At 71.0% G+C, this 25,217-nt stretch carries 29 protein-coding genes and 2 pseudogenes; 10 read left to right on the forward strand and 21 right to left on the reverse strand.

Annotation, left to right across the window (positions count from 1 at the left end; genetic code table 11):
- The first annotated feature begins 16 nt into the window (after nucleotides 1-16).
- Nucleotides 17-1,030, forward strand: coding sequence for an ATP-binding cassette domain-containing protein (locus OG413_RS08725; RefSeq protein ID WP_266804032.1), 1,014 nt, complete (start codon nucleotides 17-19; stop codon nucleotides 1,028-1,030).
- On the forward strand, nucleotides 1,023-1,796 hold the full coding sequence (locus OG413_RS08730) for an ABC transporter permease (protein WP_266804034.1): 774 nt from the start codon (nucleotides 1,023-1,025) through the stop codon (nucleotides 1,794-1,796). The genes OG413_RS08725 and OG413_RS08730 overlap by 8 nt, the downstream gene beginning before the upstream one ends.
- Before the next feature lie 120 nt (nucleotides 1,797-1,916).
- Here OG413_RS08730 and OG413_RS08735 read toward each other — a convergent pair whose 3' ends face one another.
- From OG413_RS08735 to OG413_RS08745, 3 genes are read right to left on the reverse strand one after another with little or no spacing between them, the layout of a single operon-like run.
- Entirely contained in the window at nucleotides 1,917-3,170 is a 1,254-nt protein-coding gene (locus OG413_RS08735; protein ID WP_266804036.1) for a GNAT family N-acetyltransferase, read from the reverse strand.
- A 24-nt stretch (nucleotides 3,171-3,194) separates the two neighbouring features.
- Complete coding sequence (locus OG413_RS08740; RefSeq protein WP_266804038.1) at nucleotides 3,195-4,181, reverse strand: asparaginase; 987 nt, start codon at nucleotides 4,179-4,181, stop codon at nucleotides 3,195-3,197.
- A 49-nt stretch (nucleotides 4,182-4,230) separates the two neighbouring features.
- Nucleotides 4,231-4,926: an ABC transporter substrate-binding protein gene (locus OG413_RS08745; protein ID WP_266804040.1), complete on the reverse strand. Its 696-nt coding sequence runs from the start codon at nucleotides 4,924-4,926 to the stop codon at nucleotides 4,231-4,233.
- A gap of 115 nt (nucleotides 4,927-5,041) precedes the next feature.
- On the opposite strand from OG413_RS08745, the gene dtd reads away from it, so the two are divergent.
- Nucleotides 5,042-5,491 carry a D-aminoacyl-tRNA deacylase gene (gene dtd, locus OG413_RS08750; RefSeq protein WP_266804042.1) on the forward strand — a complete coding sequence of 150 codons (450 nt, stop codon included), beginning with the start codon at nucleotides 5,042-5,044 and terminating at the stop codon, nucleotides 5,489-5,491.
- A 67-nt stretch (nucleotides 5,492-5,558) separates the two neighbouring features.
- Here dtd and OG413_RS08755 read toward each other — a convergent pair whose 3' ends face one another.
- The 5 genes and pseudogenes from OG413_RS08755 to OG413_RS08775 all read right to left on the reverse strand — a co-directional run.
- Nucleotides 5,559-6,524: a folate-binding protein YgfZ gene (locus OG413_RS08755; protein WP_266804044.1), complete on the reverse strand. Its 966-nt coding sequence runs from the start codon at nucleotides 6,522-6,524 to the stop codon at nucleotides 5,559-5,561.
- Between the two features lie 89 nt (nucleotides 6,525-6,613).
- Nucleotides 6,614-7,054: a Fur family transcriptional regulator gene (locus tag OG413_RS08760; protein WP_266804046.1), complete on the reverse strand. Its 441-nt coding sequence runs from the start codon at nucleotides 7,052-7,054 to the stop codon at nucleotides 6,614-6,616.
- Nucleotides 7,055-7,100: 46 nt separating this feature from the next.
- Nucleotides 7,101-7,673: an FABP family protein gene (locus OG413_RS08765; protein ID WP_266804048.1), complete on the reverse strand. Its 573-nt coding sequence runs from the start codon at nucleotides 7,671-7,673 to the stop codon at nucleotides 7,101-7,103.
- Between the two features lie 236 nt (nucleotides 7,674-7,909).
- On the reverse strand, nucleotides 7,910-8,623 hold the full coding sequence (locus OG413_RS08770) for a hypothetical protein (RefSeq protein ID WP_266810406.1): 714 nt from the start codon (nucleotides 8,621-8,623) through the stop codon (nucleotides 7,910-7,912).
- Between the two features lie 14 nt (nucleotides 8,624-8,637).
- Nucleotides 8,638-8,844 (reverse strand): annotated as a pseudogene (locus OG413_RS08775) (hypothetical protein); the annotation flags it as partial.
- 232 nt (nucleotides 8,845-9,076) lie between these two features.
- Between OG413_RS08775 and OG413_RS08780 the strand changes: the two are divergent.
- Nucleotides 9,077-9,439, forward strand: coding sequence for a DsrE family protein (locus OG413_RS08780; RefSeq protein ID WP_073720476.1), 363 nt, complete (start codon nucleotides 9,077-9,079; stop codon nucleotides 9,437-9,439).
- A gap of 22 nt (nucleotides 9,440-9,461) precedes the next feature.
- Here the strand turns inward: OG413_RS08780 and OG413_RS08785 are convergent, their stop codons facing one another.
- The 8 genes from OG413_RS08785 to OG413_RS08815 all read right to left on the reverse strand — a co-directional run bounded on the left by OG413_RS08785 (nucleotide 9,462) and on the right by OG413_RS08815 (nucleotide 15,140).
- The gene (locus OG413_RS08785) at nucleotides 9,462-9,722 is read right to left on the reverse strand and encodes a DUF3099 domain-containing protein (RefSeq protein ID WP_266804050.1); all 261 of its coding nucleotides are present in this window, start codon (nucleotides 9,720-9,722) and stop codon (nucleotides 9,462-9,464) included.
- A 208-nt stretch (nucleotides 9,723-9,930) separates the two neighbouring features.
- On the reverse strand, nucleotides 9,931-10,218 hold the full coding sequence (locus tag OG413_RS08790) for a DUF1416 domain-containing protein (RefSeq protein ID WP_266804052.1): 288 nt from the start codon (nucleotides 10,216-10,218) through the stop codon (nucleotides 9,931-9,933).
- Nucleotides 10,219-10,273: 55 nt separating this feature from the next.
- On the reverse strand, nucleotides 10,274-11,113 hold the full coding sequence (locus OG413_RS08795; RefSeq protein WP_266804054.1) for a sulfurtransferase: 840 nt from the start codon (nucleotides 11,111-11,113) through the stop codon (nucleotides 10,274-10,276).
- Between the two features lie 157 nt (nucleotides 11,114-11,270).
- Nucleotides 11,271-11,351, reverse strand: a complete 81-nt coding sequence (locus tag OG413_RS47095) for a putative leader peptide (protein ID WP_350310325.1) — start codon at nucleotides 11,349-11,351, stop codon at nucleotides 11,271-11,273.
- Between the two features lie 217 nt (nucleotides 11,352-11,568).
- The gene (locus OG413_RS08800; protein WP_266804056.1) at nucleotides 11,569-12,258 is read right to left on the reverse strand and encodes a DUF2993 domain-containing protein; all 690 of its coding nucleotides are present in this window, start codon (nucleotides 12,256-12,258) and stop codon (nucleotides 11,569-11,571) included.
- Nucleotides 12,259-12,491: 233 nt separating this feature from the next.
- The gene (locus OG413_RS08805) at nucleotides 12,492-13,874 is read right to left on the reverse strand and encodes a hypothetical protein (protein ID WP_266804058.1); all 1,383 of its coding nucleotides are present in this window, start codon (nucleotides 13,872-13,874) and stop codon (nucleotides 12,492-12,494) included.
- 10 nt (nucleotides 13,875-13,884) lie between these two features.
- Nucleotides 13,885-14,139 (reverse strand): MoaD/ThiS family protein, encoded by a 255-nt coding sequence (locus tag OG413_RS08810; protein ID WP_266804060.1) that lies wholly within the window; start codon nucleotides 14,137-14,139, stop codon nucleotides 13,885-13,887.
- A 41-nt stretch (nucleotides 14,140-14,180) separates the two neighbouring features.
- Nucleotides 14,181-15,140, reverse strand: coding sequence for an alpha/beta hydrolase (locus tag OG413_RS08815; protein ID WP_266804062.1), 960 nt, complete (start codon nucleotides 15,138-15,140; stop codon nucleotides 14,181-14,183).
- Nucleotides 15,141-15,414: 274 nt separating this feature from the next.
- On the opposite strand from OG413_RS08815, the gene OG413_RS08820 reads away from it, so the two are divergent.
- From OG413_RS08820 to OG413_RS08840, 5 genes are all read left to right on the forward strand, one after another.
- A complete protein-coding gene (locus OG413_RS08820) occupies nucleotides 15,415-16,251 on the forward strand; it encodes a response regulator transcription factor (RefSeq protein WP_266804063.1) in 837 nt (278 codons plus the stop codon).
- Between the two features lie 24 nt (nucleotides 16,252-16,275).
- Nucleotides 16,276-17,316, forward strand: coding sequence for a LacI family DNA-binding transcriptional regulator (locus OG413_RS08825; protein ID WP_266804064.1), 1,041 nt, complete (start codon nucleotides 16,276-16,278; stop codon nucleotides 17,314-17,316).
- Nucleotides 17,317-17,447: 131 nt separating this feature from the next.
- The gene (locus OG413_RS08830) at nucleotides 17,448-18,500 is read left to right on the forward strand and encodes a S1C family serine protease (protein WP_266804066.1); all 1,053 of its coding nucleotides are present in this window, start codon (nucleotides 17,448-17,450) and stop codon (nucleotides 18,498-18,500) included.
- Between the two features lie 75 nt (nucleotides 18,501-18,575).
- Complete coding sequence (locus tag OG413_RS08835; protein ID WP_266804068.1) at nucleotides 18,576-19,307, forward strand: response regulator transcription factor; 732 nt, start codon at nucleotides 18,576-18,578, stop codon at nucleotides 19,305-19,307.
- On the forward strand, nucleotides 19,304-20,728 hold the full coding sequence (locus tag OG413_RS08840; RefSeq protein ID WP_266804070.1) for a cell wall metabolism sensor histidine kinase WalK: 1,425 nt from the start codon (nucleotides 19,304-19,306) through the stop codon (nucleotides 20,726-20,728). The genes OG413_RS08835 and OG413_RS08840 overlap by 4 nt, the downstream gene beginning before the upstream one ends.
- A gap of 10 nt (nucleotides 20,729-20,738) precedes the next feature.
- Here OG413_RS08840 and OG413_RS08845 read toward each other — a convergent pair whose 3' ends face one another.
- The 3 genes from OG413_RS08845 to OG413_RS08855 form a co-directional block, all read right to left on the reverse strand.
- A complete protein-coding gene (locus OG413_RS08845) occupies nucleotides 20,739-20,918 on the reverse strand; it encodes a hypothetical protein (protein WP_266804071.1) in 180 nt (59 codons plus the stop codon).
- 49 nt (nucleotides 20,919-20,967) lie between these two features.
- Complete coding sequence (locus OG413_RS08850; protein ID WP_266804073.1) at nucleotides 20,968-21,390, reverse strand: hypothetical protein; 423 nt, start codon at nucleotides 21,388-21,390, stop codon at nucleotides 20,968-20,970.
- Nucleotides 21,391-21,464: 74 nt separating this feature from the next.
- On the reverse strand, nucleotides 21,465-22,367 hold the full coding sequence (locus OG413_RS08855) for a phosphatidylinositol-specific phospholipase C (RefSeq protein WP_266804074.1): 903 nt from the start codon (nucleotides 22,365-22,367) through the stop codon (nucleotides 21,465-21,467).
- A 94-nt stretch (nucleotides 22,368-22,461) separates the two neighbouring features.
- Between OG413_RS08855 and OG413_RS08860 the strand changes: the two are divergent.
- Nucleotides 22,462-22,689 (forward strand): annotated as a pseudogene (locus OG413_RS08860) (ATP-binding protein); the annotation flags it as partial.
- 27 nt (nucleotides 22,690-22,716) lie between these two features.
- On the opposite strand, the gene OG413_RS08865 reads toward OG413_RS08860, so the two are convergent.
- Together OG413_RS08865 and OG413_RS08870 are read right to left on the reverse strand one after the other, a co-directional pair.
- Nucleotides 22,717-23,277 (reverse strand): GNAT family N-acetyltransferase, encoded by a 561-nt coding sequence (locus tag OG413_RS08865; RefSeq protein WP_266804076.1) that lies wholly within the window; start codon nucleotides 23,275-23,277, stop codon nucleotides 22,717-22,719.
- 780 nt (nucleotides 23,278-24,057) lie between these two features.
- The gene (locus OG413_RS08870; protein WP_266804077.1) at nucleotides 24,058-25,074 is read right to left on the reverse strand and encodes a hypothetical protein; all 1,017 of its coding nucleotides are present in this window, start codon (nucleotides 25,072-25,074) and stop codon (nucleotides 24,058-24,060) included.
- Nucleotides 25,075-25,217: the final 143 nt, after the last annotated feature.

Consider the following 25,217-nt stretch of genomic DNA (forward strand, 5'->3'; position numbering starts at 1 on the left):
TTACACAGTAACGCGTATGACATACGCAGAAGGGGGACCGATCGTGATCATCGAGAGCGACAGAAGCCACCGGAGCGGCGCACAGGGCACGGCCCGGCACGCCATCGAGGCCCACGGCCTCACCAAGTCCTACGGAAAACCGGCGGTCCGGGTCCTGGACGGCATCGACCTCGGCGTCGAACGTTCCACCGTGTTCGCCCTGCTCGGCCCCAACGGCGCGGGCAAGACCACCGCCGTACGCATCCTCGCCACGCTCACCGCGGCGGACTCCGGCACCGCCCGCGTGGCCGGGTACGACGTCGTCGCCGAGCGCGACCGGGTACGCCGCGCCATCAGCCTCACCGGGCAGTTCGCCGCCGTCGACGAGACGCAGACCGGCGAGGAGAACCTGCGCATGATGGCCCGGCTGACCGGCCTCTCCCGCAGCGCCGCCCGACGCCGGGCCGAGGAACTCCTCATCCGCTTCGACCTGACCGAAGCGGCCCGCCGTCAGGCGCGTACGTACTCCGGGGGCATGCGCCGCAGGCTCGACCTGGCTGCCGGACTCGTCGGATCGCCCGAGCCCGGCGTCTTCTTCCTCGACGAGCCGACGACCGGGCTGGACCCGCGCAGCCGCCAGCAGCTCTGGCAGGTCGTCCGCGGGCTCGCCGAGCGCGGCGCGACGATCCTGCTCACCACCCAGTACCTGGAGGAGGCCGACCAGCTCGCGGACCGGATCGCCGTCCTGAACAAGGGCCGGATCGTCGCCGAGGGCACCGCCGACAGCCTCAAGTCACGCGTCGCCGGGCACCGCCTCGACCTCGTCCTCACCAGCCGGGAGGCGTATCTCCGACTGGCCGGACGCGCCGTCCACCACTCCCCCGAGACGCTCACCCTCGGCCTGCCCACGGACGGCACGGCGGCCCATGTCCGCGCCCTGCTGGACGAGATCGACCCCGCCCGCACCGAAGTGGCCCGCCTCACCGTGCACAGCGCCACCCTCGACGACGTCTTCCTGGCCCTCACCACGGAGGTACCGGCCCATGTCTGACGCATCCGGAGCCCTCGGCCACGCGGCGGTCATGACCGGCCGCAGCCTGCGCATCAGCCGCCGCAACATCGACGCGGTCATCACCTCGATGATGCTCCCGATCATGCTGATGCTGATCTTCGTCTACTTCTTCGGCGGCGCGATCGACACCGGCACGCGGTACGACTCGTACGTCATGTACGTCGTCCCCGGCGTCCTGCTCCTGTGCGCCGGGTTCGGCTCCGCCACTACCGCCGTGGCCGTCAGCGAGGACATGAAGGGCGGCATCATCGACCGCTTCCGCTCACTGGACGTGGGCGGTACGTCGGTGCTCGCCGGTCATGTGGTGGCGAGCACGGTACGCAACCTCGTCTCCACGACACTGGTCCTCGGCGTGGCCGTGCTGATCGGCTTCCGTCCGGCGGCCACCGCCACCGGCTGGCTCGCCGTGGCCGCCGTACTCCTGGCCTACATCGTGGCGCTGTCCTGGATCTCGGCGGCGATCGGCCTGCTCGCCCGGACCCCGGAGGCGGCGGGCGGATTCACGTTCTTCATGTCGTTCCTGCCGTACCCGAGCAGCGCGTTCGTCCCGATCGACTCGATGCCCGGCTGGCTGCACGGCTTCGCCGACCACCAGCCGATCACCCCGGCCATCGAGTCCCTGCGCGGGCTCCTGCTGAACCAGCCGGTGGGCAACACCCCCTGGATCGCGCTGACCTGGGCGGCGGGCATCCTGCTGGTGGCGGTGGCGCTCTCGGGGGTGCTGTTCAGGACCCGGACCCGATAGGACACCGGTACGCGGTACGCACCCGACGCCCGGCACCGGCACCGCCCGCCCGGCACCCGGAACCCGCGCACCCGGCGCCGCACGCACCCCACGCTCACCGCCGCGTGCCCGTACCGCGCCTCAGAACACGTCCGGGCACCAGGCCCGCCGCCCCGTCCGCAGCGCCCGGTCCGCCGAGTCCGCGGCGCCCGGCCGGTTCTCCTCGACCCGGCCCAGGTCCACCAGGCGCCGCACCGACTCGTCGCCCAGGTACAGCGCACCCAACTCCCTTACGTCCAGGGTCAGATCGGCGCTCCTCGTGGTCGGGGCGCAGCTCGCCCCGGACGGTGAGACGTCCAGCCGGAAACGGCCGCCCGCCAGGCCCGCGGAGTCGTGGATCTCCAGCACCAGATCGGCCTCGGCACCGTACGTACGGGCCTCCATCGCGCGGGTGACGTCCAGGACACGCACCCACAGCCAGTCCGCCAGGGTGACGATGCGGGCGGCGCGGGGGTCCGGGAGGAGCAGGGGCAGCAGGTCGTCGGGGGCCCGGTAGCCGGAGCGGACCGTGGTGATCCAGTCGATCGAGCAGACGAAGTGCCACAGCGCGCGTTCCGCCGCCGGGGTCGCGGCGATCAGCTGCCGCACCGTCGCCCTGTTCAACGGCTGCTTGCCGTCACCCCAGTTGTCGTCGGCGGCGTAGACGACGAAGCCGTCGACCTCGCCGTCGGCGGCGCGGTGGACCGCGTAGAACGGCTCGGTCCAGCCCTCGTGCGCGGGGACGTCCACGCCGGTGCTGAGCTCCCACCAGCGCTCGTCCCGGCTGATGACACCGGGCCGGTGGGCGGCGAGGCGGGCATGCGGTCCGGGGCCCAGCTTGCGTATCTCCGCGCCGTCGGCCATCTCGATCCTGCCGCCGCCGTCCGCCGCGGACGGGCCCGCCCAGCGGGGGTCGAGACCGGCCCTCGGAACGTCGATCTCCCACTCCGCGGTCCAGGCGGCCGGGCCGAACCCGTACCGGCCGTAGATCGGGTACTCGGCCGCGATCAGCGTGGCGACCGGCTCGCCGCGTTCCTTCGCCGCCGCCAGGTCCGCCGCCATCATCCGGCTCAGCAGTCCGCGGCGGCGGTGCGTGGGCGTCACCGTCACCGCGCTGATCGCGTCGGCCCGCACCGTCGCGCCGCCGACGACGGTCAGTTCCTGGGCGAACGAGCGGAACGTCGCCACACACCGCCCGTCGTCGAACGCCCCCCGCACACGCGAGAGATCGGTGTGGGCCAGCCGCCCCGCGATCTCCTCCTCCGACGGCTTCGCGGCGCGCAGGAAGCCGGTGCCCACGGCACGCATCCAGTCGGGATATTCGGCGGCGGTGACGGTACGGACCTCAGGGCTCATGCCCCCACGCTAGGCATACGGCCGTCAGAATGTCGCGCGGATTTCGCCGACCTCCGCCGCCCCGCCCGACAGCGGCGCCCGGCCGATCCGGGACACCACCGGGGCGTCCACGCCGAGCAGTTCGAGCGTGCGGGCCAGCACCGGGCCGATCGCCCGCCCCGAGCCGTCGTCGATCTTGAAGGCCAGTGCCCGGCCGTCCGCCAGCGCCACCGCCTGCACCGCCTCCGCGCCCATCTTCGAGAGCGTCCCGGGCACCTCGCGCATCAGCCAGGTGTCGGGGCGCCGGGTACCCGCGACGTACTCGGGGTGCGCGCGCATCGCGTCCGCGACCCGGCGCTCCGCCGTCCCCGGCTCAGCCAGCACGAACGACCGGAACGCCCGCGCCAGCCCGACCAGGCCGATCGCCATCAGCGGGGCCCCGCAGCCGTCCGTGCCGACCGCCGCGACCGGCTCGCCCGCCGCCTCCTCGATCACCTGGTGCACCAGTCGCTGGAGCGGGTGCGCGGGGTCGAGGTAGGTCGCGGTGTCCCAGCCGTTGCGTACGCAGGCCGCCAGCATCGCCGCGTGCTTGCCGGAGCAGTTCATCGTGATCCGCTCCCGGACGTGCCCGGCGGCGAGATACGCCTCCGCCTCCACCGGGTCCAGCGGCAGATCGGGCGGGGTCCGGAGGTCGTCGGTGCTCAGCCCGTGCTCGGCCAGCATCGTCCGGGCGAGTTCGAGGTGGAACCGCTCCCCCGAATGGCTCGCGGCGGCCAGTGCCAGCCGTTCCCCGGACAGGTCGAGCCCGGCCCGCAGGATCGCGGCTGCCTGCATCGGCTTGTTGGACGAGCGCGGGAAGACCGGCGCCGCCGGATCGCCGAGCGCCCACTCCACACCGCCGTCGGCGGCCAGCACGACCAGCGAGCCCCGGTGATGGCCCTCGGTGAACCCGGACCGTACGACCTCGGCCAGGACGGGCGGGGCGGGGGCTATGTCGGGGGCTATGTCGGAGGTGGCGCCGATCGACGTCATGGTGGCCTTCCGGGGACGGGGTGCGGGACCCGCGCCCGGAAGGGTCGCTTCAGGCGAGCAGGTCGTCTACTTGTGCTTCCCCGTCACGGTACCTGCGGGCGATCTCCGCGCTGCAATCGTCCGCGGTGCGCTGGAGCTGGTGACGGCGCCGGGACACCTGCTGCTCGTAGCGGACCAGCCGCCCCATCGCCGTGTGCAGTTCCTCGTCCGTCCGGGCGTCGAGGTCGGACAGCTCGACCTCGGCGAGCGTCTCCGCGGCCAGCCGGCGGTACTCGTCGCTGCGCGGCGTGGTCAGCGTGACGTGCCGGGCGGAGGTGCGGTGCCGGGACGGGGCGTCGGCCAGGATCTCGGAGAGCCGGTCCACCACCGGCGTCTCGGGGTCCCTGCGGCGGGCCAGCTCGGCCCGCAGGATGTCGATGCGGCCCTGTACCAGCCGGCGTACGTAGCTGAGGTCGGCCTCGTCGCGCTGCGCGTCGCGGCGCAGTGTCCGCAGCTCCGGCAGCCGCAGCCCGGTGAACCCGGCGGGCGCGCGCCCCGTGGCCGTGCCGTCCTCCCCGGACTCGGCCGTCGCCACCGGCGACACCCCCTGTTCGGGTACGGACCCGGCGGGCGCGGCCCCCTGTCCGCCCAGGGGCGGGGGCACGGGGCCCTGCCCCGGTACGCTCCGCTGCACGGGTGGCCGCATGGTGCTGGCGCGTGGCACCGGTACGGCACCCGGAGATTGTCCGGCTCCATATGTACTCATGCTGTTCCGTCCCCTCAACCGGTGCGTCGGCACACCGCCATCGTGCATCGTGCCACCTGCCGGGGGGCCCACGCTGGTGATCTGTACCCGTTCAGCCCAAGATAGGTTGGTCTGTATGCGTGCAGTGATACAGAGAGTGGACGGCGCGAGCGTCACCGTGGCAGGCACCGCGGACGACCCGTCGGGGACCGGAATCGTCGGCGAGATCGTCGGCGAAGGACTGTGTGTGCTGGTGGGGGTCACCCATGGGGACACCCCGGAGAAGGCCGCGCAGCTCGCCCGCAAGCTCTGGTCGGTGCGTGTCCTGGAGGGCGAGAAGTCCTGTTCGGATACGAATGCCCCCCTCCTGGTGATTTCCCAGTTCACTCTCTACGGGGACGCCCGGAAGGGCCGCAGGCCCACCTGGAACGCCGCCGCTCCCGGCGAGATCGCCGAACCACTGGTCGACGAGGTGGTGGCGCAACTGCGGGCGCTCGGCGCACATGTGGAGACGGGCCGGTTCGGTGCGGACATGCGCGTCTCGCTCACGAATCACGGCCCGTTCACCGTACTGATCGAGGTGTAGCGGTCCGGTGGTGCGGGGGCGCCCGCACCACCGCATCATCGGCGGTGGACGCCGGTGCGTAGAGGAACTACGGCTCGACGACCGTTTCCTGGGCGGCGGCCGTGTCCCCCGCGATCAGTTCCGCGTCCACGGCCACGTTCCGCTTCACCAGCGCCAGGGCGATCGGGCCCAGCTCGTGGTGGCGGGCCGAGGTCGTGATGAAGCCGAGCTGCCGCCCCTCCACCCCGTCGGCCGCCAGCCGCACCGGCGTGCCGTGTCCGGGCAGGTGCACCTCGCTGCCGTCCAGGTGCAGGAAGACCAGCCGGCGCGGCGGCTTCCCCAGGTTGTGGACGCGGGCGACGGTCTCCTGACCCCGGTAGCAGCCCTTCTGGAGGTGGACGGCGGTGCCGATCCAGCCCAGCTCGTGCGGGATGGTGCGGTGGTCGGTCTCGAAGCCGATGCGCGGGCGGTGGGCCTCGACGCGCAGCGCCTCGTACGCCAGGATGCCCGCCGCCGGACCGTGCCCGGCGGCGTACGTCTCCAGGTCCGCGCGGGGCAGGAACAGGTCCCGGCCGTGCGGCGTCTCCCGTACGGCGACGCCTTCGGGCACCTCGGCGATGGAACCGGCCGGCAGATGGACGACGGCGATGTCCTCGGTACGGTCGGCGACCTCGACCCGGTAGTAGAACTTCATCGACTCCAGATAGGCGATGAGCTCGCCCTGCGTCTCCGGTTCGACGTGCATCCACACCCGCTCGCCGTCGTCGACGAGGTACATGGCGTGCTCGATGTGCCCGTTCGAGCTCAGGATCAGCGCCTCGGTGGCCTGGCCGGGGGCGAGGTCGCTGACGTGCTGGGTGAGCAGTAGATGGAGCCAGCTCAGCCGGTCGTCGCCGCTGACGGTGACGACACCCCGGTGGGAGAGGTCGACGAAACCGTTGCCGTCGGCGAGGGCGCGTTGCTCGCGGAACAGGTCGCCGTAGTGCGCGGCAACACCTTCGTCGCGGCCCTCGGCGGGGACTGCGCCGGGCAGGGACAACAGGGGGCTCTTCATGCGCCCAGCCTACGACCCGGCGGCGGAGGGCCTGCCCGGCCGGGCACCGGGCCTTTGTACCTAGGACCTGACCAGGACCTGACCAGGACCTATTCGGCGGCGGCGGTCTTCGCCTTCGCGGTGCAGTCGGCGCAGCGGCCGAAGATCGCGAAGTGCTTCATGTCCGTCTCGAAGCCGAAGCTGTCCCGGAGCTTCGCGGTGAAGTCGGCGACCACGTCGACATCGGCCTCGATGACGTCCGCGCAGTCCCGGCAGACCAGATGGATGTGGTGATGGCGGTCGGCCAGGTGGTACGTCGGAGCGCCGTGCCCGAGATGGGCGTGACTGACCAGCCCGAGCTCCTCCAGGAGCTCCAGGGTCCGGTACACGGTGGAGATGTTCACGCCGGACGCGGTCCGGCGCACTTCGCACAGGATGTCGTCGGGCGTCGCGTGTTCCAGCGCGTCGACGGCCTCCAGGACGAGCTGACGCTGAGGCGTCAGCCGGTAGCCACGCTGCCGAAGATCGGTCTTCCAGTCGGTGCTCACCACATGGCCAGTGTAGGTCCGGGTGAGCACCTTCCCGCAGCTTCGCGGACTACTTGAAGAACGCGATGCCGTCGTCCGGCATGTCCTCGAGGTTCCGCGCCATCTCGGCGACCTCTTCCGGAGTGACGACCTTCTTCAGGTGCGCCGACATGTAGGGGCGCAGCTCGACCTCGGGGGTGGACTTCTCGCCGACCCACATCAGGTCGCTCTTCACGTACCCGTAGAGGCGCTTTCCGCCGCTGTACGGGCCGGAGGCCGCCGTCCGGGCCACCGCGTCGGTGACCAGGTCGATCTGCGGCTTCTGGTCCGCCAGCTCGCCGTACCAGATCTCGACGACGCCCTGGTCGCGGACCATGACGATCTCGACCTTGCGGTCCTTGTCGATGCGCCAGTAGCCGGACTCGGACTCCAGCGGCCGGACCTGATTGCCCTCCTCGTCCAGCACCCAGGTGTGCGAGACGTACTCCAGGAAGTCCCGGCCGTCGTGGCTGAAGGTGACCTCCTGGCCGAAGTTGCACTTCTCGGCACCGGGGAAGTCGGACACACCCGCGCCCGCCCAGTTGCCCAGGAGGAAGGCCAGCGGGACGAGGTCCGGGTGGAGGTCGGACGGAATCGAGATCATGGGCGTCTCAGACGATCTGTGAGGGAGCGGCGGAGTTCTACGAGGGTCAGCGCTGGCCCTGGTACAGCTTCTTCACGGTCAGACCGGCGAACGCGAGCACGCCGACGCAGACCAGGATCAGCAGGGCGGAGAAGAATGCCTCAAGCACGGGGGCTCCTCGGAACGAGCGAAATGGCAGCAGTACAGGGCCGGGTCCCAGCCTAATGGGTAGGGGCCCGGCCCTCTCGTTCAGGTCCTCAGCCGAGCAGCTGGTTCCGCAGGATCAGCGACTGCTGGAACGGGATGCGTGCCGCCTCCTCCTTGCCCTTACGGGTGTGGATCACCAGCGCGAGGGTGTCGCCCGCGACGGAGTACGCCTGGCGGACGTGCTCGCCGCCGAAGGGGGCCTTCTCGTCGAACACGTACGGCGTGACGCCCGGGACCTTGTCCGCGGCGTTCCAGGACTCGTCCAGCTCCATCACGTCGGTGCCGACGAGCGGGATGCCGGCCGAGACCCCGACGTACAGATCGTCGCGCAGCGCCCCGGCGAAGCCCGCCGAGTTGAACTGGAGCAGATAGGTCCGGGACACGGTGCCGTCCGGCATGGTCCAGCCCCGGGCCGCGATGTGCCGCAGGGCCGAGTCCTTGAGGAGCTGGGACAGCCCGTCCCGCTTGTCCTTCCGGAACTCCGCGAGGAACTGCCCGGTGGGGACCCAGCCGCCGGTCAGCTTCTTGTCCGCCGTCGCTCCGGCCGGGGCGGGCAGCAGCAGTTTCCGCAGGTCCGCGTGGTGCACCTCGGCGGGGTTGCCGTCGCTGAACGGTCGCGGCGAACCGGCCGGGAGCGCGGGAAGCGACAGCGTCGGGTAGTCCCAGCGCCCGTCGCCCTCGGTGGCGAGCCCCGGCACGTCGGTGCGCTCCATCGACGCGGGACCGAGAGCCGTACCGGTGCCGGCCGAGCCGAGCACCAGCACGGCGGCGGTCCAGCGCGCAGGTCACCGTCCGTCTTGACCTGCCGGTCCTGCGCGACGGGCGGCGGGGCCGGGGCCTTGTCCGCGGGCAGCGGCTTCGCCGGGTAGCCCAGGCCCGGCTGCGACAGCGCGGCCAACGGGGTCGGTGCGCGCTCGGCCTGAATGCCGTGACCGACGGCGGCGCCGCCGGAGATGCCGAGCAGCGCGGCGGTGGCGATGAGCAATGTCGTACGTCCGCGCGGACGTGGGCGTACGGGAGTGTCAGCAACAACAGGAGCGACAGAAGCGCTGGGAGCGACGGGAGCGGCAGGTGGCTCCGTCGGTACGTCAGGAATGGTGTCGTTCAGTTCCGAAAGGGTCCCCCCGAGACCCGAGGCGCAGATTCCGTTACCTGCGCACACAACTGACCCACAGGCACCGAAAGAGGTTGCCCACCCGACGATTACAGTTCGGCATATGCCAAAGAAGCTCGTGATCAAGGTGACCGCCGGTGCCGATTCCGCCGAGCGCTGCTCCCAGGCCTTCACCGTGGCGGCCGTGGCCGTCGCCAGCGGTGTGGAGGTCTCGCTCTGGCTGACCGGAGAATCCTCCTGGTTCGCCCTGCCGGGGCGCGCCGCCGAGTTCGAGCTGCCGCACGCCGCGCCGCTGCCCGACCTGATCGATTCGATCCTGGCGGGCGGTCGCGTCACGCTCTGTACGCAGTGCGCGGCCCGGCGCGACATCAGCGAGAAGGACGTACTGGAGGGCGTACGGATCGCGGGCGCCCAGGTCTTCGTACAGGAAGCCATGGCGGACGGCACTCAGGCCCTCGTCTACTGAGGGCCCCGCGTCCGGGAGGCTCCTACCGGCGACGCTTCCTGCCGTCGAGTTCGTCCCACCGGTCGTCGGACTTCGCGTCGTCGGGCGGTTCGTCCCACCAACGGTCCTCCGGGCCGCGCCGGTTGGCGACGATCGCCGCGATCGGCGGGATGACCATGGCGACCAGGCACATCCCGATGGCGGCCGGCATCGACCAGAGGCGTACGAAAGCCCAGGCGGAGACGAAGAGGACGATGCATCCGCCCATCATCAGGAAATAGCCGCGACGGCGCCGGGCGTACATACCTCCAGCGTAGGCCCGATCCGGCGAAGCGGCCCGGGCCGAACGGCGCGAAGGGCCGCACCCCTGCTCAGGTGGCGTCCAACCCCCTGGGGTGCGGCCCTTCGGCCGGTCATGCGTCGTACGTCGTACTCCCGCGTCTCGTACTCCCGCGTCGTACTCCCGCGTCTCGTACTCCCGCGTCGCGCGTCGTGTGTCGCGTCAGCCGGAGCTAGACGGCGATCGCGACCTCGGAGAGGCCACCGGTCTGCGCCACGACCGTACGGTCGGCGCTGCCGCCCGGAACCAGGGCGCGGAGCGTCCAGGTGCCCTCGGCCGCGTAGAAGCGGAACTGTCCGGTCGCCGAGGTCGGGACCTCGGCGGTGAACTCGCCGGTCGAGTCCAGCAGGCGCACATAGCCGGTGACGGGCTCGCCGTCACGGGTCACGCTGCCCTGGATGGTGGTCTCGCCGGGCTTGACCGTCGAAGCGTCGGGGCCGCCGGCCTGTGCTCCACACATGGTGTTCTGTCCTTCTGGTCGGAGTCCTGCTGAACGGTTGAGCGGTCCTGCGGAACTACTTGGCGGCGCCGAGCTCGATCGGCACGCCCACGAGGGAGCCGTACTCGGTCCACGAACCGTCGTAGTTCTTGACGTTCGCCTGGCCGAGCAGCTCGTGCAGCACGAACCAGGTGAGCGCGGAGCGCTCACCGATGCGGCAGTAGGCGATGGTGTCCTTCGCCAGGTCGACCTTCTCGGCCTCGTAGAGGGCCTTGAGCTCGTCGTCCGACTTGAAGGTGCCGTCGTCGTTGGCGTTCTTCGACCACGGGATGTTGCGGGCGCTCGGCACGTGGCCGGGACGCTGCGACTGCTCCTGCGGGAGGTGCGCCGGCGCGAGCAGCTTGCCGCTGAACTCGTCGGGCGACCGCACGTCGACCAGGTTCAGGCTGCCGATGGCCTTCACGACGTCGTCGCGGTAGGCGCGGATCGACTCGTCCTGCGGCTTGGCCTTGTACGAGGTGGCCGGGCGGGACGGAACGGCGTCGACCAGGTCGCGGGAGTCGAGCTCCCACTTCTTGCGGCCGCCGTCGAGGAGCTTGACGCCCTCGTGGCCGTACAGCTTGAAGTACCAGTACGCGTACGAGGCGAACCAGTTGTTGTTGCCGCCGTACAGGACGACGAGCGTGTCGTTCGCGATGCCCTTCTCCGACAGGAGCTTCTCGAAGCCGGCCTGGTCGATGAAGTCGCGGCGGACCGGGTCCTGGAGGTCCTTGGTCCAGTCGATCCGGATCGCGTTCTTGATGTGGTTCTTCTCGTACGCGGAGGTGTCCTCGTCGACCTCGACGATGGCGACCTTCGGGTCGTCGATGTGGGCCTCGACCCAGTCGGCGTCTACCAGGACGTCACTGCGGCTCATGTGGTTCTCCTCCGGGGCAGTCTGCGGCGGGGTGGTGCGGAGTGCGGGTGCGGGATGTACGCGCGACATGCACGGAGCGCGGCGCGTACGAGGCGCGGGCTCGGCCCTGACAGTGGTCGAGGAGCCGGGGAAAAACAGGACGCCGGAAACGTCCCGCTCAGAAGGTGCGACAGAGCATGGCGGCGACGCGGCAGAGGTCCACTGCCCGCCGCTTCGTGAGGTCCGCCTGTCGCTTCATGTGTCCGATCGTAGGGAGGTACGGGCGGAGATGTCACCGTCATGTCGGATGATGAGACGGGATCGTCCGTCATGCGAGACGGGGAGGGCGTGACCAGGGGCTGGGAGTCGTGCCCCGGCGGTGTGCGCCCGACGTCCATCTGAGGACCGGACAGGAATGTCTCAATATCTGGATCGGCTGCGGATCCGGGGCGGCCGGGGCCGCCGTCGCCGGTCCGTCACCCCGTGAGCGCGACGTCCGAGCCCGTGACCGAGATCTCCAGGCCGTCCGGGGTCACCTCGACCTTCTCCAGCTTCAGACCGTTCGGCAGCCCGCCGGTCTCCCGCTCGAAGTCGGTCTTCCCGCGGACCAGATCCTCCAGACCGGGGATGCCCTCGCCCGGGACCTTGTCCGCGTGCACCCGGATGGTCCTGCCGTCGACGAGGGTGACGGTGGAGAGCACGCTGCGCGAGACGGGGCGGCCGAGGATGTCGACCGTGCCGGTGACCTTCACCTTGCCGTCGCCGCCGTACTCGACGGCGACGCCGTCGTTGGCCGCCGAGGTCAGGTCCGCGTAGTTGACGAGGACCGTACCGGTGGCACGGGCGGCCGTGGCGCTGGAGTAGCCGGAACCGAGGGTCACGTCGTGCAGTTGGGCCCGCATCTCACTGATCCGGATCGCGCGGCCACCGGCGCTGGTACTGATCCCGGTGAGCTTGACGTCCACCTGGCCGAACCGTGAACCGGCGATCTGCGTCAGGAACGGGAAGCCCTTGATCGAGACGTCCGTCGAACCGGCGCTGCCCCCGCTGATCCGGATCCGGCCCTCGGCCTCGGACTCCGCGAAGTACACGGCGGCACGGTCGACGGCGACGAAGGCACCACCCAGCACCACCAGGACGATCAGCAGTATTCGCAGTGCGCGCATGCCCGTTGCTCCCCACCCTGACCCGACCGGACCCCCCGTGGGACCCGACGGGACCCCTGGCGCCCGTGAGCCTACTTGGGCCGCACGGGACACCCGGGGTGATCGACGTTCGGAGACCCCCGATCGGTTCCCGCGGCATCTCCCGTACGCGGGGTACCTCCGAACTCACCGCGCCCGCCGATCTCACGGCCCCGTGCGTACGCGCGTCCCCGTCCGTACGCACGGCATCACCGTCAGGCGATCACACGGCCGATCAGATACACGGCGGGAGCCGCGGCGGTCAGCGGCAGCGCCACTCCGGCCGTCATGTGCACGAACCGGGACGGGTAGTCGTAGCTCGCCACCCGCAGCCCGATCAGCGCGCAGCCACCGGCCACGAGCCCGAGGAACGCGGCCTTCGTACCGAAGTCCGTGAACCCGCCCATCGCGAGACCGGCTCCCGTGGCGACGAGCAGCGCCAACACGACCGACGCGGCTCCCGGCAGGGGCAGCGCCCTGACGAGTACGGCGGCCGCGACCGCCACCCCGCCCACCGTCACGGCGTCCGGGACCGCCGCCAGATGCCCGGCGGCGAGCACGGCGAGGGCGGCGGACACGACGGTGGCCATCAGCCCGGACATCCGCTCGTCGGCGCCCGCGTGGCTGCGCAGTTGCAGGACGACCATGAGCAGCACCCAGACGCCCAGGGTGCCCAGGAGGGCGGCGGGGCCGTTCTCCCGGCCGGCCGCGAGCAGCGCCACATCCGCGGCGAACCCGCCCGCGAAGGCGAGCGCGATGCCCTGGCGGGCCGGCCACATGCCGTTGAGCCGGAACCACCCGGCGGCCGTCACGGCCTGGAGCAGGACCAGCGGGACGAGCAGGGCGTACTGCCCGATCGCGGCACCGAGGGCGAGGAGCAGGCCGAGCCCCGCGGTGATCGCGGCGGGCTGCATGCCCGGCGCGATGATCGGTGAACGGCCTTCGGCGCGGGCCCGCTGGGCGTCGGTGATCCGGCTGTTGCCGAGGGTCGTGGGCGCGCTGAACCCGGAGGCGTCCCGCGGCCCGGAGGCCGCGACGGGCGACACGGGCGCGGGGGCGGGGGCGGCCGATGAGTCCGCGACCTCGGGCGGCAGCGGGTACGAACCCGAGTCACCCTGTGGCGGCAGATACGCCGCGTCGGTGGCGGCGGCCGGGTGCTGCTGGTGCTGCTGGTGTCCCTGGTACGGCTGCTGCTGCGGCTGAAGTGGCTGCTGCGGCTGAAGCGGCTGGATCGTCGGCTGGTACTGGGTGTCCCAGGTCTGCGCCTGCCAGGTCTGCGTCGCGCCCTGGTCGAAGGCCCCCGGCTCCGAGTGCCCCGTGGGCCACTGGGCCGCTGCGGCGCCCGTGTCGCCCGTGTGGGCCCCGTACGCGCCGTACGGGGCCTGGCCACCGTACGACTGCTGGGGCTGGGGCTGAGGCTGCTGCTGGGGGTGCTGCTGAGGCTGCTGCTGCCCGTACACGGGAGCGCCCTGGGCCGGATCGCCGTAGGACTGGCCGTCGTACGGCCGCTGTCCGTCGTACGACGGGGACTGCTGTCCGTCGTGCGGCTGCTCACCGTGCGGATACGGATACGGATACTGCTGATCGTTGCTGCTCATGGTCTGCGGTTCACCCTCCTGCGAACGGCGGGAGCACCTCGACCGTGCCGCCCTCGGCAAGCCGTACGGTCTCATGGCCACGGGTCCCGACGGGGTCACCGTCGATCAGGAACGAACACCTTCGCAGTACGCGGGCCAGCTCACCGGGGTGCCGTTCGCGTACCGCGTCGAGCGCCTCGGCGAGTGTCGCCGCCGCGTACGGCTCCTCCGCGGTCCCCGCGGCGGCCTTGGCCGCAGCCCAGTAACGGATCGTTCCCGTCGCCATGGCGCCACCCCTTTCCTCGTACGTCAGCTGTCCATGATGGGTCACGCCGCGACCGCCCAGTCGGCGATGCGGGTGAGCAGGGCCTCGTCGGACGCGTTCTCCGCGTGCCCCATCCCCCGCTCCAGCCACAGATCCGCGCCGCCCTCACCGGCGGCCGCGGCGAGCGCCCGCGGGTGGTCGAGCGGGAAGTACGGGTCCTGGTCGCCGTGCACGATCAGCAGCGGGGCCGGGGCGATCAGCGGAACCGCCCCGACCGGGGAGAGCGGTACGGGGTCCCAGGCCCCGCCGTCGATCCGGGTGCCGAAGCCGTAGCGGCCGACGAGCCGGCCCGTGGGGCGCGTGACCACCCAGTGCAGGCGCCGCATCGGGGCCGTACCCCGGTAGAACCAGCGCGCGGGAGCACTTACCGCAACCACCGCGTCGGCGTACGCCTCCGTGCGCCCCTCGCACGCCGTTACTCGAACGGCCGAATCGCCTCGTATCACATCGTGGACGGAATCCGGTCCCGCGTTCCGGGCCGGAAACGGGGTCGCGTCATCGGTATAGAGGGCACCGTGCCGGAGCGCCACGGAGCCGCCCATGGAGAAGCCGACCGTCACGATCCGCCGGTGTCCCAGCGAGCGCGCCCAGGCCACCGCGGCGGCCAGATCCCGTACCTCACGGTCGCCCACCGTCGAGCGGCCGCCGGACCTTCCGTGCCCCCGAAAAGAGAACGTGATCACGGCCGCACGCTGGGAGAACACCCGAGCCGCCCGCCGCACGGCGGGCCGGTCCAGATGGCCGGTGAAGCCGTGCGCGACGACGATCGCCGTGGTGGCCCGAACCCGGTCCCGCGCACCGTCCCGCGCCCCCTCCGCCGGAGCCGCGAAACCCGCCGTACACGGTACGTACACCGCCTCGACCGCGACCCCGTCATCGGTCAGCAATGTGGTGCGGCGGGGGTTCGGCGTGAGGAAGGAAACAGAAGAACTCAGGAATCGGCCCTCGGACACAGAACTCATGTGGGTTATTCTGCTGCGAAGAGGATCCGGGCAATGCAGCCCCCGGGTCCTTTTGTGCTTTCCACACGTTGTTACGGAGACGTTTCAACAAGCTCAGCGGTCCCAGGGCGCGGGACCGCACCCGTAGAACCCGCATGACCGTACGAAGCAGTGCCGCATACTCCCCCGGGTCCGACCCGGGAGTGCCCCTCTCGCAGGGAACGAGGAGGACCGACGTAATGGGCGAGCGAACCGTGCAAGACGATCGACCGACGAACCGGGCAGGTGGGCGGCGATGAGTTCACTGCTGCTTCTGACCAACGCACTTCAGCCGTCGACGGAGGTGCTTCCCGCCCTCGGCCTCCTGCTGCACAGCGTGCGGGTGGCCCCCGCCGAGGGCCCCGCTCTCGTCGACACCCCCGGTGCCGACGTGATCCTCATCGACGGGCGCCGCGACCTTCCACAGGTGCGTTCGCTCTGTCAGCTGCTGCGGTCCACCGGACCCGGCTGCCCACTGATCCTCGTGGTCACGGAGGGCGGTCTCGCCGCCGTCACCGCCGACTGGGGCATCGACGACGTCCTGCTGGACACGGCGGGCCCGGCGGAGGTCGAGGCCCGGCTGCGGCTGGCCACCGGCCGTCGGCAGATCAGCTCCGACGACTCCCCGATGGAGATCCGCAACGGCGACCTCTCGGTCGACGAGGCGACGTACAGCGCCAAGTTGAAGGGCCGGGTCCTGGACCTGACCTTCAAGGAGTTCGAACTGATCAAGTACCTCGCCCAGCACCCGGGCCGCGTCTTCACCCGCGCCCAGCTGCTCCAGGAGGTGTGGGGCTACGACTACTTCGGCGGTACGCGGACGGTCGACGTCCACGTCCGGCGGCTGCGCGCCAAGCTGGGCCCCGAGCACGAGTCGCTGATCGGCACCGTGCGCAACGTCGGTTACCGCTTCGTCACCCCGGAGAAGGTGGAGCGCGCCGCCGCCGAGGAGGCGAAGGCGCAGGAAGCCAAGGACCGGGCGGCGAAGGTCCGGGCGCCGGTGGCGACGGCCACCGAAGCCGTGACCCGTTCGGTGCGGCGACCGGAAGCGAAGCTCCCGGAAGAAGCCCCGGTCCGGCCTGCCAGGAGGTAGGTCCATCCGCGTAGACTGCCGCGCGTGGCCAAGGTGACGCGGGACGATGTGGCGAGACTTGCGGGTACGTCGACCGCGGTCGTCAGTTATGTCATCAACAACGGACCCAGGCCGGTCGCCCCGGCCACGCGCGAGCGGGTGCTCGCCGCGATCAAGCAGTTGGGCTACCGGCCCGACCGGGTCGCCCAGGCCATGGCCTCGCGGCGCACCGACCTCATAGGAATGATCGTGCCGGACGCGCGCCAGCCGTTCTTCGCGGAGATGGCGCACGCGGTCGAACAGGCCGCGGCCGAACGCGGAAAGATGGTCCTCGTCGGCAACTCCGACTACCGCGACGAACGCGAGGTCCACTATCTGCGGGCCTTCCTCGGCATGCGCGTCTCCGGCCTGATCCTGGTCAGCCAGGGACCCAGCGAACGGGCCGCGGCCGAGATCGAGGCATGGGACGCCCGCGTCGTGCTGCTCCACGAGCGGCCCGAGGCGATCGACGACGTCGCGGTGGTCACGGACGACGTCGGCGGCGCGCAGCTCGCCACCCGTCACCTGCTGGAGCACGGCAACGCGTACGTGGCCTGCCTCGGCGGCGTGGAGTCGACCCCGGCGGTCGGTGACCCGGTCGCCGACCACGTCGAGGGCTGGCGCCGGGCGATGCACGAGTCGGGGCGTTCGACGGAGGGCCGGCTGTTCCAGGCCCCGTACAACCGTTACGACGCCTACCAGGTCGCGCTCGGGCTGCTGTCCGGCCCGGACCGGCCCCCGGCGATCTTCTGCGCGACGGACGACCAGGCCATCGGGGTACTGCGGGCGGCCCGCGAGCTGCGGATCGATGTGCCCGGGGAGCTCGCGGTCGCGGGCTTCGACGACGTGAAGGAAGCCGGTCTCACCGACCCGCCGCTGACGACGGTCTTCTCGGACCGCCCGGCGATGGCGCGGGCGGCCGTGGACCTGGTCCTGGACGACTCGCTGCGGGTCTCGGGCTCGCGCCGGGAGCGGCTGAAGCAGTTCCCGTCGGCGCTGGTGGTGCGGCGCTCGTGCGGGTGCGGGGAGCCGACGCCCGAGCGGTAGAACACGGGGAGGCCGGCGGTCCGGCGGCCGGGCGGTCCGGGGCGGGCCTTTATTTCGGACATACACGGTTCTGCCGGGCTTCTCAGGACGTATTCAGGCTCTTCTCATGTTCGCTGGCCACTCTCGTAGACATGACTGAGAGCCACCGCCCGAGCGGCGAGTACCCGACGTACCCCTCGTACCCGACGGACCCCTCGCACGTGTACGCGGGCGGGGCCGCGTCCTACCCGCCCCCGCCCGCGTACGAGCCCGAGCAGCCGAAGCCCCGGCGCCGGGCGAAGCGGCCCGTCGCGCTCCTGGCGGCGGTGGCGATCGTCGCGGCGGTGGTCGGCGGCGGCAGCGCGGCCCTGGTCGGGACGCTCAGCGACGGCGGTACGACCGCCTCCGGCTCCTCCGGCGTCGTCAACGGCACCACCGTCTCGCAGAGCAGCGCGGGCACCGTCTCCGGGGTCGCGGCGGCCGTGTCCCCGGCGATCGTCGAGATCGGCGCGACCTCGACGGCGGGCCGGTCCACCGGCTCCGGCGTGGTCATCACCGCCGACGGCGAGATCATCACCAACAACCACGTCGTCTCCGGCGCCTCCGAGATCAAGGTGACGTTCTCCACCGGCAGGACGTACACCGCCGATGTCGTCGGCACCGACGCCGACAAGGACCTCGCGCTGATCAAGCTCAAGGGCGCGAGCGGCCTGAAGACGGCTTCGCTCGGCGACTCCTCCGACGTGAAGGTCGGCGACCAGGTCGTGGCGATCGGCTCCCCCGAGGGCTTGACCGGCACCGTCACCAGCGGCATCATCTCCGCGCTCGACCGCGATGTCACCGTGGCCAAGGACGACAGCTCCGGCAGCGGACAGGGGCAGGGGCAGGGCCAGGGACAGCGCCAACAGGGCGGCGGACAGTGGCCGTTCGAGTTCGGCGGGCAGCAGTTCAACGGCGACACGGGTACGTCGAAGACCACGTACAAGGCCCTCCAGACCGACGCCTCCCTCAACCCGGGCAACTCCGGCGGCGCGCTGATCAACATGAACGGCGAGATCATCGGCATCAACTCCGCGATGTACTCGCCCAGCTCCGCGAGCGGCACGGACAGCTCCGCCGCGGGCAGCGTGGGCCTCGGCTTCGCCATCCCCGTCAACACGGTCAAGGCCGACCTGGACACACTGCGGTCCGGCGCCGGCTCCTGAGCACCGATCCAGGTGACGGCCGTGCGAGGCTGAGAGCATCCGTATCAGGCCGGAACGAGAAGAGGACGAGCAGCGATGAGCCCCGCCGAAGACGATCCGCAGCGCATCCTGATCGTCGACGACGAGCCCGCCGTGCGCGAGGCGCTGCGGCGCAGCCTCGCGTTCGAGGGGTACGGGACCGAGGTCGCCGTGGACGGTTACGACGCCCTCACCAAGGCGGAGGCGTACGCCCCCGACCTGATCGTCCTGGACATCCAGATGCCCCGCATGGACGGCCTCACCGCCGCGCGCCGCATCCGGTCCACCGGCACCACCACCCCCATCCTCATGCTCACCGCCCGCGACACCGTCGGCGACCGGGTCACCGGCCTCGACGCGGGCGCCGACGACTACCTGGTCAAGCCCTTCGAACTGGACGAGCTCTTCGCCCGCATCCGGGCCCTGCTGCGCCGCAGCTCCTACGCGGCGGCGGCGGGCGCGGACGTCACCGACGACGACGTCCTGTCCTTCGCCGACCTGCGGATGGACCTCACCACCCGCGAGGTCACCCGGGGAGAGCGCCGGGTCGAACTGACCCGTACCGAATTCACCCTCCTGGAAATGTTCCTGGCGCACCCGCGCCAGGTCCTCACCCGGGAGCAGATCCTCAAGGCGGTCTGGGGCTTCGACTTCGAACCGAGCTCCAACTCCCTGGACGTGTACGTGATGTACCTGCGCCGCAAGACGGAAGCGGGCGGGGAACCGCGTCTGGTCCACACGGTGCGCGGCGTGGGATACGCGCTGCGGTCCGGCGGCGGTGACGGGTGACGGGCCTGGTGCGCCGGTTCCGCGCCCTGCCACTGCGGTCCCGGCTCGCGCTGCTGGTGGCGACGGCGGTGGCAGTGGCCGTCGCGGCGGCGGCGGCGGCGTGCTGGTTCGTGACGCGGGCCCAGCTGGAGGGGCAGCTCGACAACTCGCTGCGCAGCGCGAAGATGGACAACGACAAGATGCGGGACCTGCTGACCGCGTGCCTGAGCGGCGGAAAGCTGCCGGCCCAGGAGTTCCCTGGCCAGTACACCGTGCAGATCGTGGCGGCGAACGGCACCTACTGCCCGGCCCCGAACACCACGCCCATTCCCGCCCAGCCCAGCGACATCGCCGTGGCGTCGGGGCAGCGGCACGACGCCCTGCACACGACCGAGAACGACGACGGCGCGGACATGCGCGTCTACACCCGCAAACTGCCGGTGGTCGGGGTCGGCTCGGCGGGCGACCGGCTCGCCGTCTCCGTCGCCCGCCCCCTGAGCGAGATCGACGCCCCGCTCTCCACCCTCGCCTGGGTCCTCGCCCTCGTCTCCGGCATCGGCGTCGTCGGCGCGGGCGCCGCCGGGCTGTGGGTGGCCAGGTCCGGGCTGCGCCCGGTGGACGAGCTCACCGAGGCCGTGGAGCACGTGGCGCGCACCGAGGACCTCACCGTCCGCATCCCGGTCGAGGGCGAGGACGAGATCGCCCGGCTCTCGCGCTCCTTCAACTCCATGACCGCCTCGCTCGCCACTTCCCGCGACCGCCAGGCCCAGCTGATCGCGGACGCGGGCCATGAGCTGAGGACCCCGCTCACCTCACTGCGTACGAACGTCGAACTGCTCGCCCGCAGCGAGGAGACCGGCCGGGCGATCCCGCCGGACGACCGCAAGGCGCTGATGACGTCGGTCAAGGCCCAGATGACAGAGCTGGCCTCCCTCATCGGCGACCTCCAGGAACTGGCCCGCCCGGACGCCGCCCAGCCCGGCCCGCTCCAGGTGGTCGCCCTGCACGACATCACCCGCACCGCCCTGCAACGGGCCGGGCTGCGCGGCCCCGAGCTGACGATCACGGCGGAGCTGGCCCCCTGGTACGTACGGGCGGAACCGGCCGCGCTGGAGCGGGCGATCGTCAACGTCCTGGACAACGCGGTGAAGTTCAGCCCGCCCGGCGCGACGATCGACGTGGCCCTGCACCGGGGCGAGCTGACGGTACGGGACCGGGGCCCCGGCATCCCCGCCGACGAACTCCCCCACGTCTTCGAACGCTTCTGGCGCTCCCCGTCGGCCCGCCAGCTCCCCGGCTCGGGCCTCGGCCTGTCCATCGTCGCCCGCACGGTCCAGCAGGCGGGCGGCACCATCACCCTGACCCCGGCCCCGGACGACGGCCCCGGCACGGTCGCGTCGATCCGGCTGCCGGGGGCACCGCAACCGCCGCCGGAGCTGTGACCGGGCAAAGTCAGAGACGGCGCCGGAACTCGGCGGCGAACTGCGGTGCGCCTCCCGGGTCCAGCCGGTCCAGCAGACCGTGCAGGTCGCTGGGCTCCCGCCGGCAGGAACCCAGCTGCGCGCGCAGGACGGAATTCATCTCCACCGGCGCGAGATCGAGCATGTCCAGGAGGAAGTCGTCGGGGCGCAATACCTCGATCTCGTACGGGTCCGACGCCTCGGCCGGGAAGTCTTCACGTTCAGCGTGACGACGGCATGTGCTGGCCCCGGACCGCCGCCGCCAGCACATGCCGATCCTCGGGGTCGTTCGCCATGGCGGGCATGAGCGCCTCGTATCCCGATACGAGACCGTCGGGAAACGTCCCTGCCATCGCTTCGACGATTCCCGTCGGCCGGCTGACTCCCAGGAGGTCGGCGGCCTCTTGCGTGGTCAGCGTGGTGTTCACCGGTGCGACGGTCACCGCCTTGCCCTCCGACAGCGCCCGCACCACGACCATGAGCGCCTCGTAGACCTCTGGGGGCAGTGCGTGCGTGGCGCCGTCGGGGCCGCGCAGCAGGGCCGGCTCCACAGCTTGCGGGGTCCGGTCCAGAAAGGCGCGGAGCTCAGCGGTCTCCGCGCGGTGCTCGGGCAGGAGAGTGCGGTCTTCAGTAGTGCCGTGCATAGCCCTGTCTCCTTTGAGAGTAGACCCAGCATCGCGCAATTCGAAAGAAACGAAAGCGGTCAGCGCCCCGCGCCTCAGGCCCCCGGGTTGTGCCGGATCAGGGATTCCACCAGCCCGGACCGGGTCGCGGGGAAGTCCAGGGGGACGATGCCGAGGCCCGTCCAGCCCGCGGTTCCCGAGCCGTCGAGGAAAGAGTGCACCTGGGGGTTGAGCCGGTCGGCGTTCCAGCGGGGCGGCATCAGGGCGGCGGTGCTCACGTAGTTCATGAACAGCTTGCCCGGCTGCTCGGCGGCCCTGCGGAACTGGGCCTCGATCTTCGGGTACTTCCCGAACGGCTCGGCCATGTAGTCGTCCTGGATGTCGAAGACCGCCGGATCGGCGTACCGGACCCCGGGCAGCCCCCCGTTGTCGGCGAGCAGCACCACCTTGCCGCGCGCCCCTCCCAGCGTGGGCAGCGTGGGGTCGAGGCGGAACAACGGCCGCCAGCCCTTGGTGTCGAGGTAGAGGTCGAAGATCCGCCGGAACGCGGCGTCGCTCTCCTCCGAGTACTCCTGCTTGACCCGCATCAGCACGGTCTCGCTCGGCCGCGCGGCCAGGAAGTCCCAGCAGGCGCCGAGGACATCGCCGAACATCAGGTTCTGGAACGACGCCCCGTGGTGGATGGCGAACGAGTCCCCGGTGATCCGGCACCGCACGTCGAGGAAGCGGATGCCGCTGTTCAGCTGCTCGGCGATCGTCGTGTTCTGGCACTCGGTCCAGGGGCCGCCGTACCTCGCGCCCGAATCGTGCGAGCCCGGGATCGTGAGCCGCTGAAGGCCGGTCGCGTCCGGGATGCCGCCCATCCAGTCCTGCGGAGTGCGGACCGTACGGGACGTACGCGCCCCGGCGACGGCGGGCGCGACGCCGGCCAGCGCGGTGGCGGAGACGGCGAGCGCGCCCGCCAGGAAGTTCCTACGGGTAGCGGTGTACGGGCTCATGCGGGGGTGCCTCCGTATGCCGTGGGGGTCAGCCCACGCATTATGACGGGAGCACGTCACTAGAGGAACAAGGCCATGACCCTGAAGTCGTACGGTGATTATTTGGCTGAACGGAACCTTCGGCGCGGGCAGGACCACCACAGCGGGCGAACTGGTCTCCCGCATCCCGGACGCGCGGCTCTTCGATGCCGAGAAGGTCGGGGAGATGCTGTGGCACGTGCTGGGAGTGCCCGAGCGCGACTTCCAGGACTTCCGGCCGTGGCGCGGCCTCGTCGTGGAGACCGCCCGGCAGGTCCTCGACGACGTCGGCGGCACAATCGTCGGGTAACCGGCCGGATCGGGCGACCTGTCAGAGGTGGACCACACCCGTCCCGGTCTCGGCGCACGAGTCCGTGTCGCCCCACGAGACCTCGTAGTACGACACGCGCTCGTCCTCCCCGACCTGCCGCATGCCGGCGGCCGCCATGACGTGCCGGGAAGCGATGTTGTCGTGGTCGGCGTCACCTTTCACGCGGGCGATACCGCTCACCCGCGCGAACTCCAGCAGCGCGCGCAGCGCTTCGGAGGCGTACCCTCTGCCCTGCGCCGCCGGAACGAGCCCGTACCCGATCGTGACGCTGCCCGTGTCGTCGGCGGGACCGTGGAAGTCCACACCCCCGATGGCCAGCCCGTCCTCACGACGGCGGATCTCGAACGCCCCGGGGTGCGGGTGCGGCGTAGCGCCTTCGACCGTACGGGAGTTCAGAAGGCGCCGGGCGGCGGACACGTCCCCGTCCAGGGGATACCCGGCCGCCCAGGAGTCGCGCCGCCCCGGCCCGTCCGGCCCGCCCTCGGCGTACGCCACCAGTTCATGGGCCTCATCGGCGCTCAGCGGATGGAGGAGGAGCCGCGCTGTCTCAAGGTCGCCCATGCCCCGGTGCCTATCACGCACCGCGGACGGACCGCACACGTGTTTTCCCAGCGGCGACGCATCGGACCGCGCCGCGTCGGCCGCTTCGGACGGGACGGGGAGCCGCGTCCTGCCGCCGATATGGAATACGAGGTAGGGGCGCACGGTCCACTCGATCCACGCACCCCGATGGCTCAGCGAGAATCCGCAGGGTTCACCCCGGTACAAGAAGGCCAACGCCCCGATGCAACCGCCCCCGTACAACCAGGACAGCGCGCGGTGCCGCTCGATGGGCGGCAGCCCGGCGGCCAGCGCACGCACCTCCGATCGGACCCGCCGGATCGCCTCTCCAGGGACAGGCACGGAGCACCGCGACAAGTCCGCGATCTCGTCCGCCTCCATGGACCGGTACGTGACTCGCTCGCACCAGAAAGCCCGCACGGCAAAGGGCGACGGTTCGGGGTCGTCGGGCATGAGCTGCCTTCTGGCATCGTCAGGACCACCCCTTGTCCACGGAGCCGGCGTGACGAGCGGCGAACAAGGGGAGCCCCTTCGGAATCCCTCAACCGGCGCAGAGGCAGAGGGTGTTGAGCGCCATCGACATGTTCCCGACAGGGCACGCGTCGCCCGGCGCTACGCCACGAAGCTAGCGCCTGATGCCGATGCGTATCAAGTGTTTGACGTCTAACGAGTGAGGCAATGATTGCCGACAAGTGATACGCAGGTGCGGCCGGACCCGAACCATGCCGCCGGAGGTCGCCGGGAACGGACGGGGCAACCGGGCCGCGAGAACACCACGGCCTACGGCGCCACCCGTGCGGCCTTCCTCGCTGCGATCGCGCTCCGGTAGGGGCAGGCGAGTTGATGCAGGATCTCCTGCGCCAGCAGATCCTCGGGCCCCTTCAGCGCGTCCGCCAGATCATGGTCAACGGGGAACACCAGCTCCGCCGCGATGTTGTCCTGCACGATCCGGGCCAGGTTGTCGAGGGCGACGAAGACGGGGTCGGCGGGCAGTTGGGCCGTCGGCAGGTCGATCAGGTGCGAGTCCGCCTTCGCGGGATCCATGAGCTGTCTGACGATGATCGAGTTCTGGTTCAGGGCGGACGTCGTCCAGATCGACAGAACGACGACGTACAGATCGGGCCAGTCCTCCTCACCGATCGTCTCCCGCCACCGCCCCATGAGGTTTTCCACGCCTTCGATCTGCACCCTGGACGCGTGCCACACGTTGGTACGGATGGCGTCGCTCAACGGGCCGGTGAAGTTCTCGAAGGACTCCATGTCGAATTGCCCGCGACGCACGGACCGGTGGATGAAGTCGATCGCGCCGTCAAGGATCTGCGCACTCGACGCTTCCAGCCGCTGCGGCAGGTCCGCGTTGCCGAGCTGCTGCCTGGCTGTCGTCAGGGTCGTGCCGAAATCCCGGAGCGGACCGATCCAGCCTTTCTCCTCGGGCCCCTTGAACGCCACCATGTCCACGTCGTGCTGGTCGAGACGGGCGGAGCTGGGGAGATCCGGGAGCCGGCGGCCGAGGTACGGGGCGATGATCGAGTAGATGCCCAGCGGAATGTGGGCGATGGATTTGGCCAGCTCGAAGACCTCGGAGACAGGGTGCAGCGACTCCTGTTCTCCGTTGTGGATGAGGGTGTACAGGCCGCCCTGGTCGTCGTTCTGAATGACGATGACCGGACTCAGGTGGTCGATCAACTCGGCCCGGAGCGCGTCGTAATGATGCTGCGTTCCGGTCTCGGCCGCAAGGATCGCGTCGCGGGCCCGGCGTTCCCGGCCCCCTTCGGCCGAACCCGGAGAATTGCTCACGCCATCTGCGGATGCGGCCCGATGGCCGCCGAGGAATCCCATGGCACCGGCTGTGGTGGCGGAGCCGAGAAAACTTCTGCGCGTGCTCACTCCCCGCATTCTTCCGGTTCGGATGCCGATGGCTCACGTGCCCGCGCCGAGAA

The sequence above is a fragment of the Streptomyces sp. NBC_01433 genome (assembly GCF_026340105.1).
Classification (GTDB): domain Bacteria; phylum Actinomycetota; class Actinomycetes; order Streptomycetales; family Streptomycetaceae; genus Streptomyces.

Excerpts from the sequence above, each read along its gene's own strand:
- OG413_RS08725 (WP_266804032.1), top strand. The coding sequence starts at position 17 with ATGACATACGCAGAAGGGGGACCGATCGTGATCATCGAGAGCGACAGA.
- OG413_RS08730 (WP_266804034.1), top strand. The coding sequence starts at position 1,023 with ATGTCTGACGCATCCGGAGCCCTCGGCCACGCGGCGGTCATGACCGGC.
- OG413_RS08735 (WP_266804036.1), bottom strand. The coding sequence starts at position 3,170 with ATGAGCCCTGAGGTCCGTACCGTCACCGCCGCCGAATATCCCGACTGG.
- OG413_RS08740 (WP_266804038.1), bottom strand. The coding sequence starts at position 4,181 with ATGACGTCGATCGGCGCCACCTCCGACATAGCCCCCGACATAGCCCCC.
- OG413_RS08745 (WP_266804040.1), bottom strand. The coding sequence starts at position 4,926 with ATGAGTACATATGGAGCCGGACAATCTCCGGGTGCCGTACCGGTGCCA.
- dtd (WP_266804042.1), top strand. The coding sequence starts at position 5,042 with ATGCGTGCAGTGATACAGAGAGTGGACGGCGCGAGCGTCACCGTGGCA.
- OG413_RS08755 (WP_266804044.1), bottom strand. The coding sequence starts at position 6,524 with ATGAAGAGCCCCCTGTTGTCCCTGCCCGGCGCAGTCCCCGCCGAGGGC.
- OG413_RS08765 (WP_266804048.1), bottom strand. The coding sequence starts at position 7,673 with ATGATCTCGATTCCGTCCGACCTCCACCCGGACCTCGTCCCGCTGGCC.
- OG413_RS08780 (WP_073720476.1), top strand. The coding sequence starts at position 9,077 with ATGCCAAAGAAGCTCGTGATCAAGGTGACCGCCGGTGCCGATTCCGCC.
- OG413_RS08785 (WP_266804050.1), bottom strand. The coding sequence starts at position 9,722 with ATGTACGCCCGGCGCCGTCGCGGCTATTTCCTGATGATGGGCGGATGC.
- OG413_RS08790 (WP_266804052.1), bottom strand. The coding sequence starts at position 10,218 with ATGTGTGGAGCACAGGCCGGCGGCCCCGACGCTTCGACGGTCAAGCCC.
- OG413_RS08795 (WP_266804054.1), bottom strand. The coding sequence starts at position 11,113 with ATGAGCCGCAGTGACGTCCTGGTAGACGCCGACTGGGTCGAGGCCCAC.
- OG413_RS47095 (WP_350310325.1), bottom strand. The coding sequence starts at position 11,351 with ATGAAGCGACAGGCGGACCTCACGAAGCGGCGGGCAGTGGACCTCTGC.
- OG413_RS08800 (WP_266804056.1), bottom strand. The coding sequence starts at position 12,258 with ATGCGCGCACTGCGAATACTGCTGATCGTCCTGGTGGTGCTGGGTGGT.
- OG413_RS08805 (WP_266804058.1), bottom strand. The coding sequence starts at position 13,874 with ATGAGCAGCAACGATCAGCAGTATCCGTATCCGTATCCGCACGGTGAG.
- OG413_RS08810 (WP_266804060.1), bottom strand. The coding sequence starts at position 14,139 with ATGGCGACGGGAACGATCCGTTACTGGGCTGCGGCCAAGGCCGCCGCG.
- OG413_RS08815 (WP_266804062.1), bottom strand. The coding sequence starts at position 15,140 with ATGAGTTCTGTGTCCGAGGGCCGATTCCTGAGTTCTTCTGTTTCCTTC.
- OG413_RS08820 (WP_266804063.1), top strand. The coding sequence starts at position 15,415 with ATGAGTTCACTGCTGCTTCTGACCAACGCACTTCAGCCGTCGACGGAG.
- OG413_RS08830 (WP_266804066.1), top strand. The coding sequence starts at position 17,448 with ATGACTGAGAGCCACCGCCCGAGCGGCGAGTACCCGACGTACCCCTCG.
- OG413_RS08835 (WP_266804068.1), top strand. The coding sequence starts at position 18,576 with ATGAGCCCCGCCGAAGACGATCCGCAGCGCATCCTGATCGTCGACGAC.
- OG413_RS08850 (WP_266804073.1), bottom strand. The coding sequence starts at position 21,390 with ATGCACGGCACTACTGAAGACCGCACTCTCCTGCCCGAGCACCGCGCG.
- OG413_RS08855 (WP_266804074.1), bottom strand. The coding sequence starts at position 22,367 with ATGAGCCCGTACACCGCTACCCGTAGGAACTTCCTGGCGGGCGCGCTC.
- OG413_RS08865 (WP_266804076.1), bottom strand. The coding sequence starts at position 23,277 with ATGGGCGACCTTGAGACAGCGCGGCTCCTCCTCCATCCGCTGAGCGCC.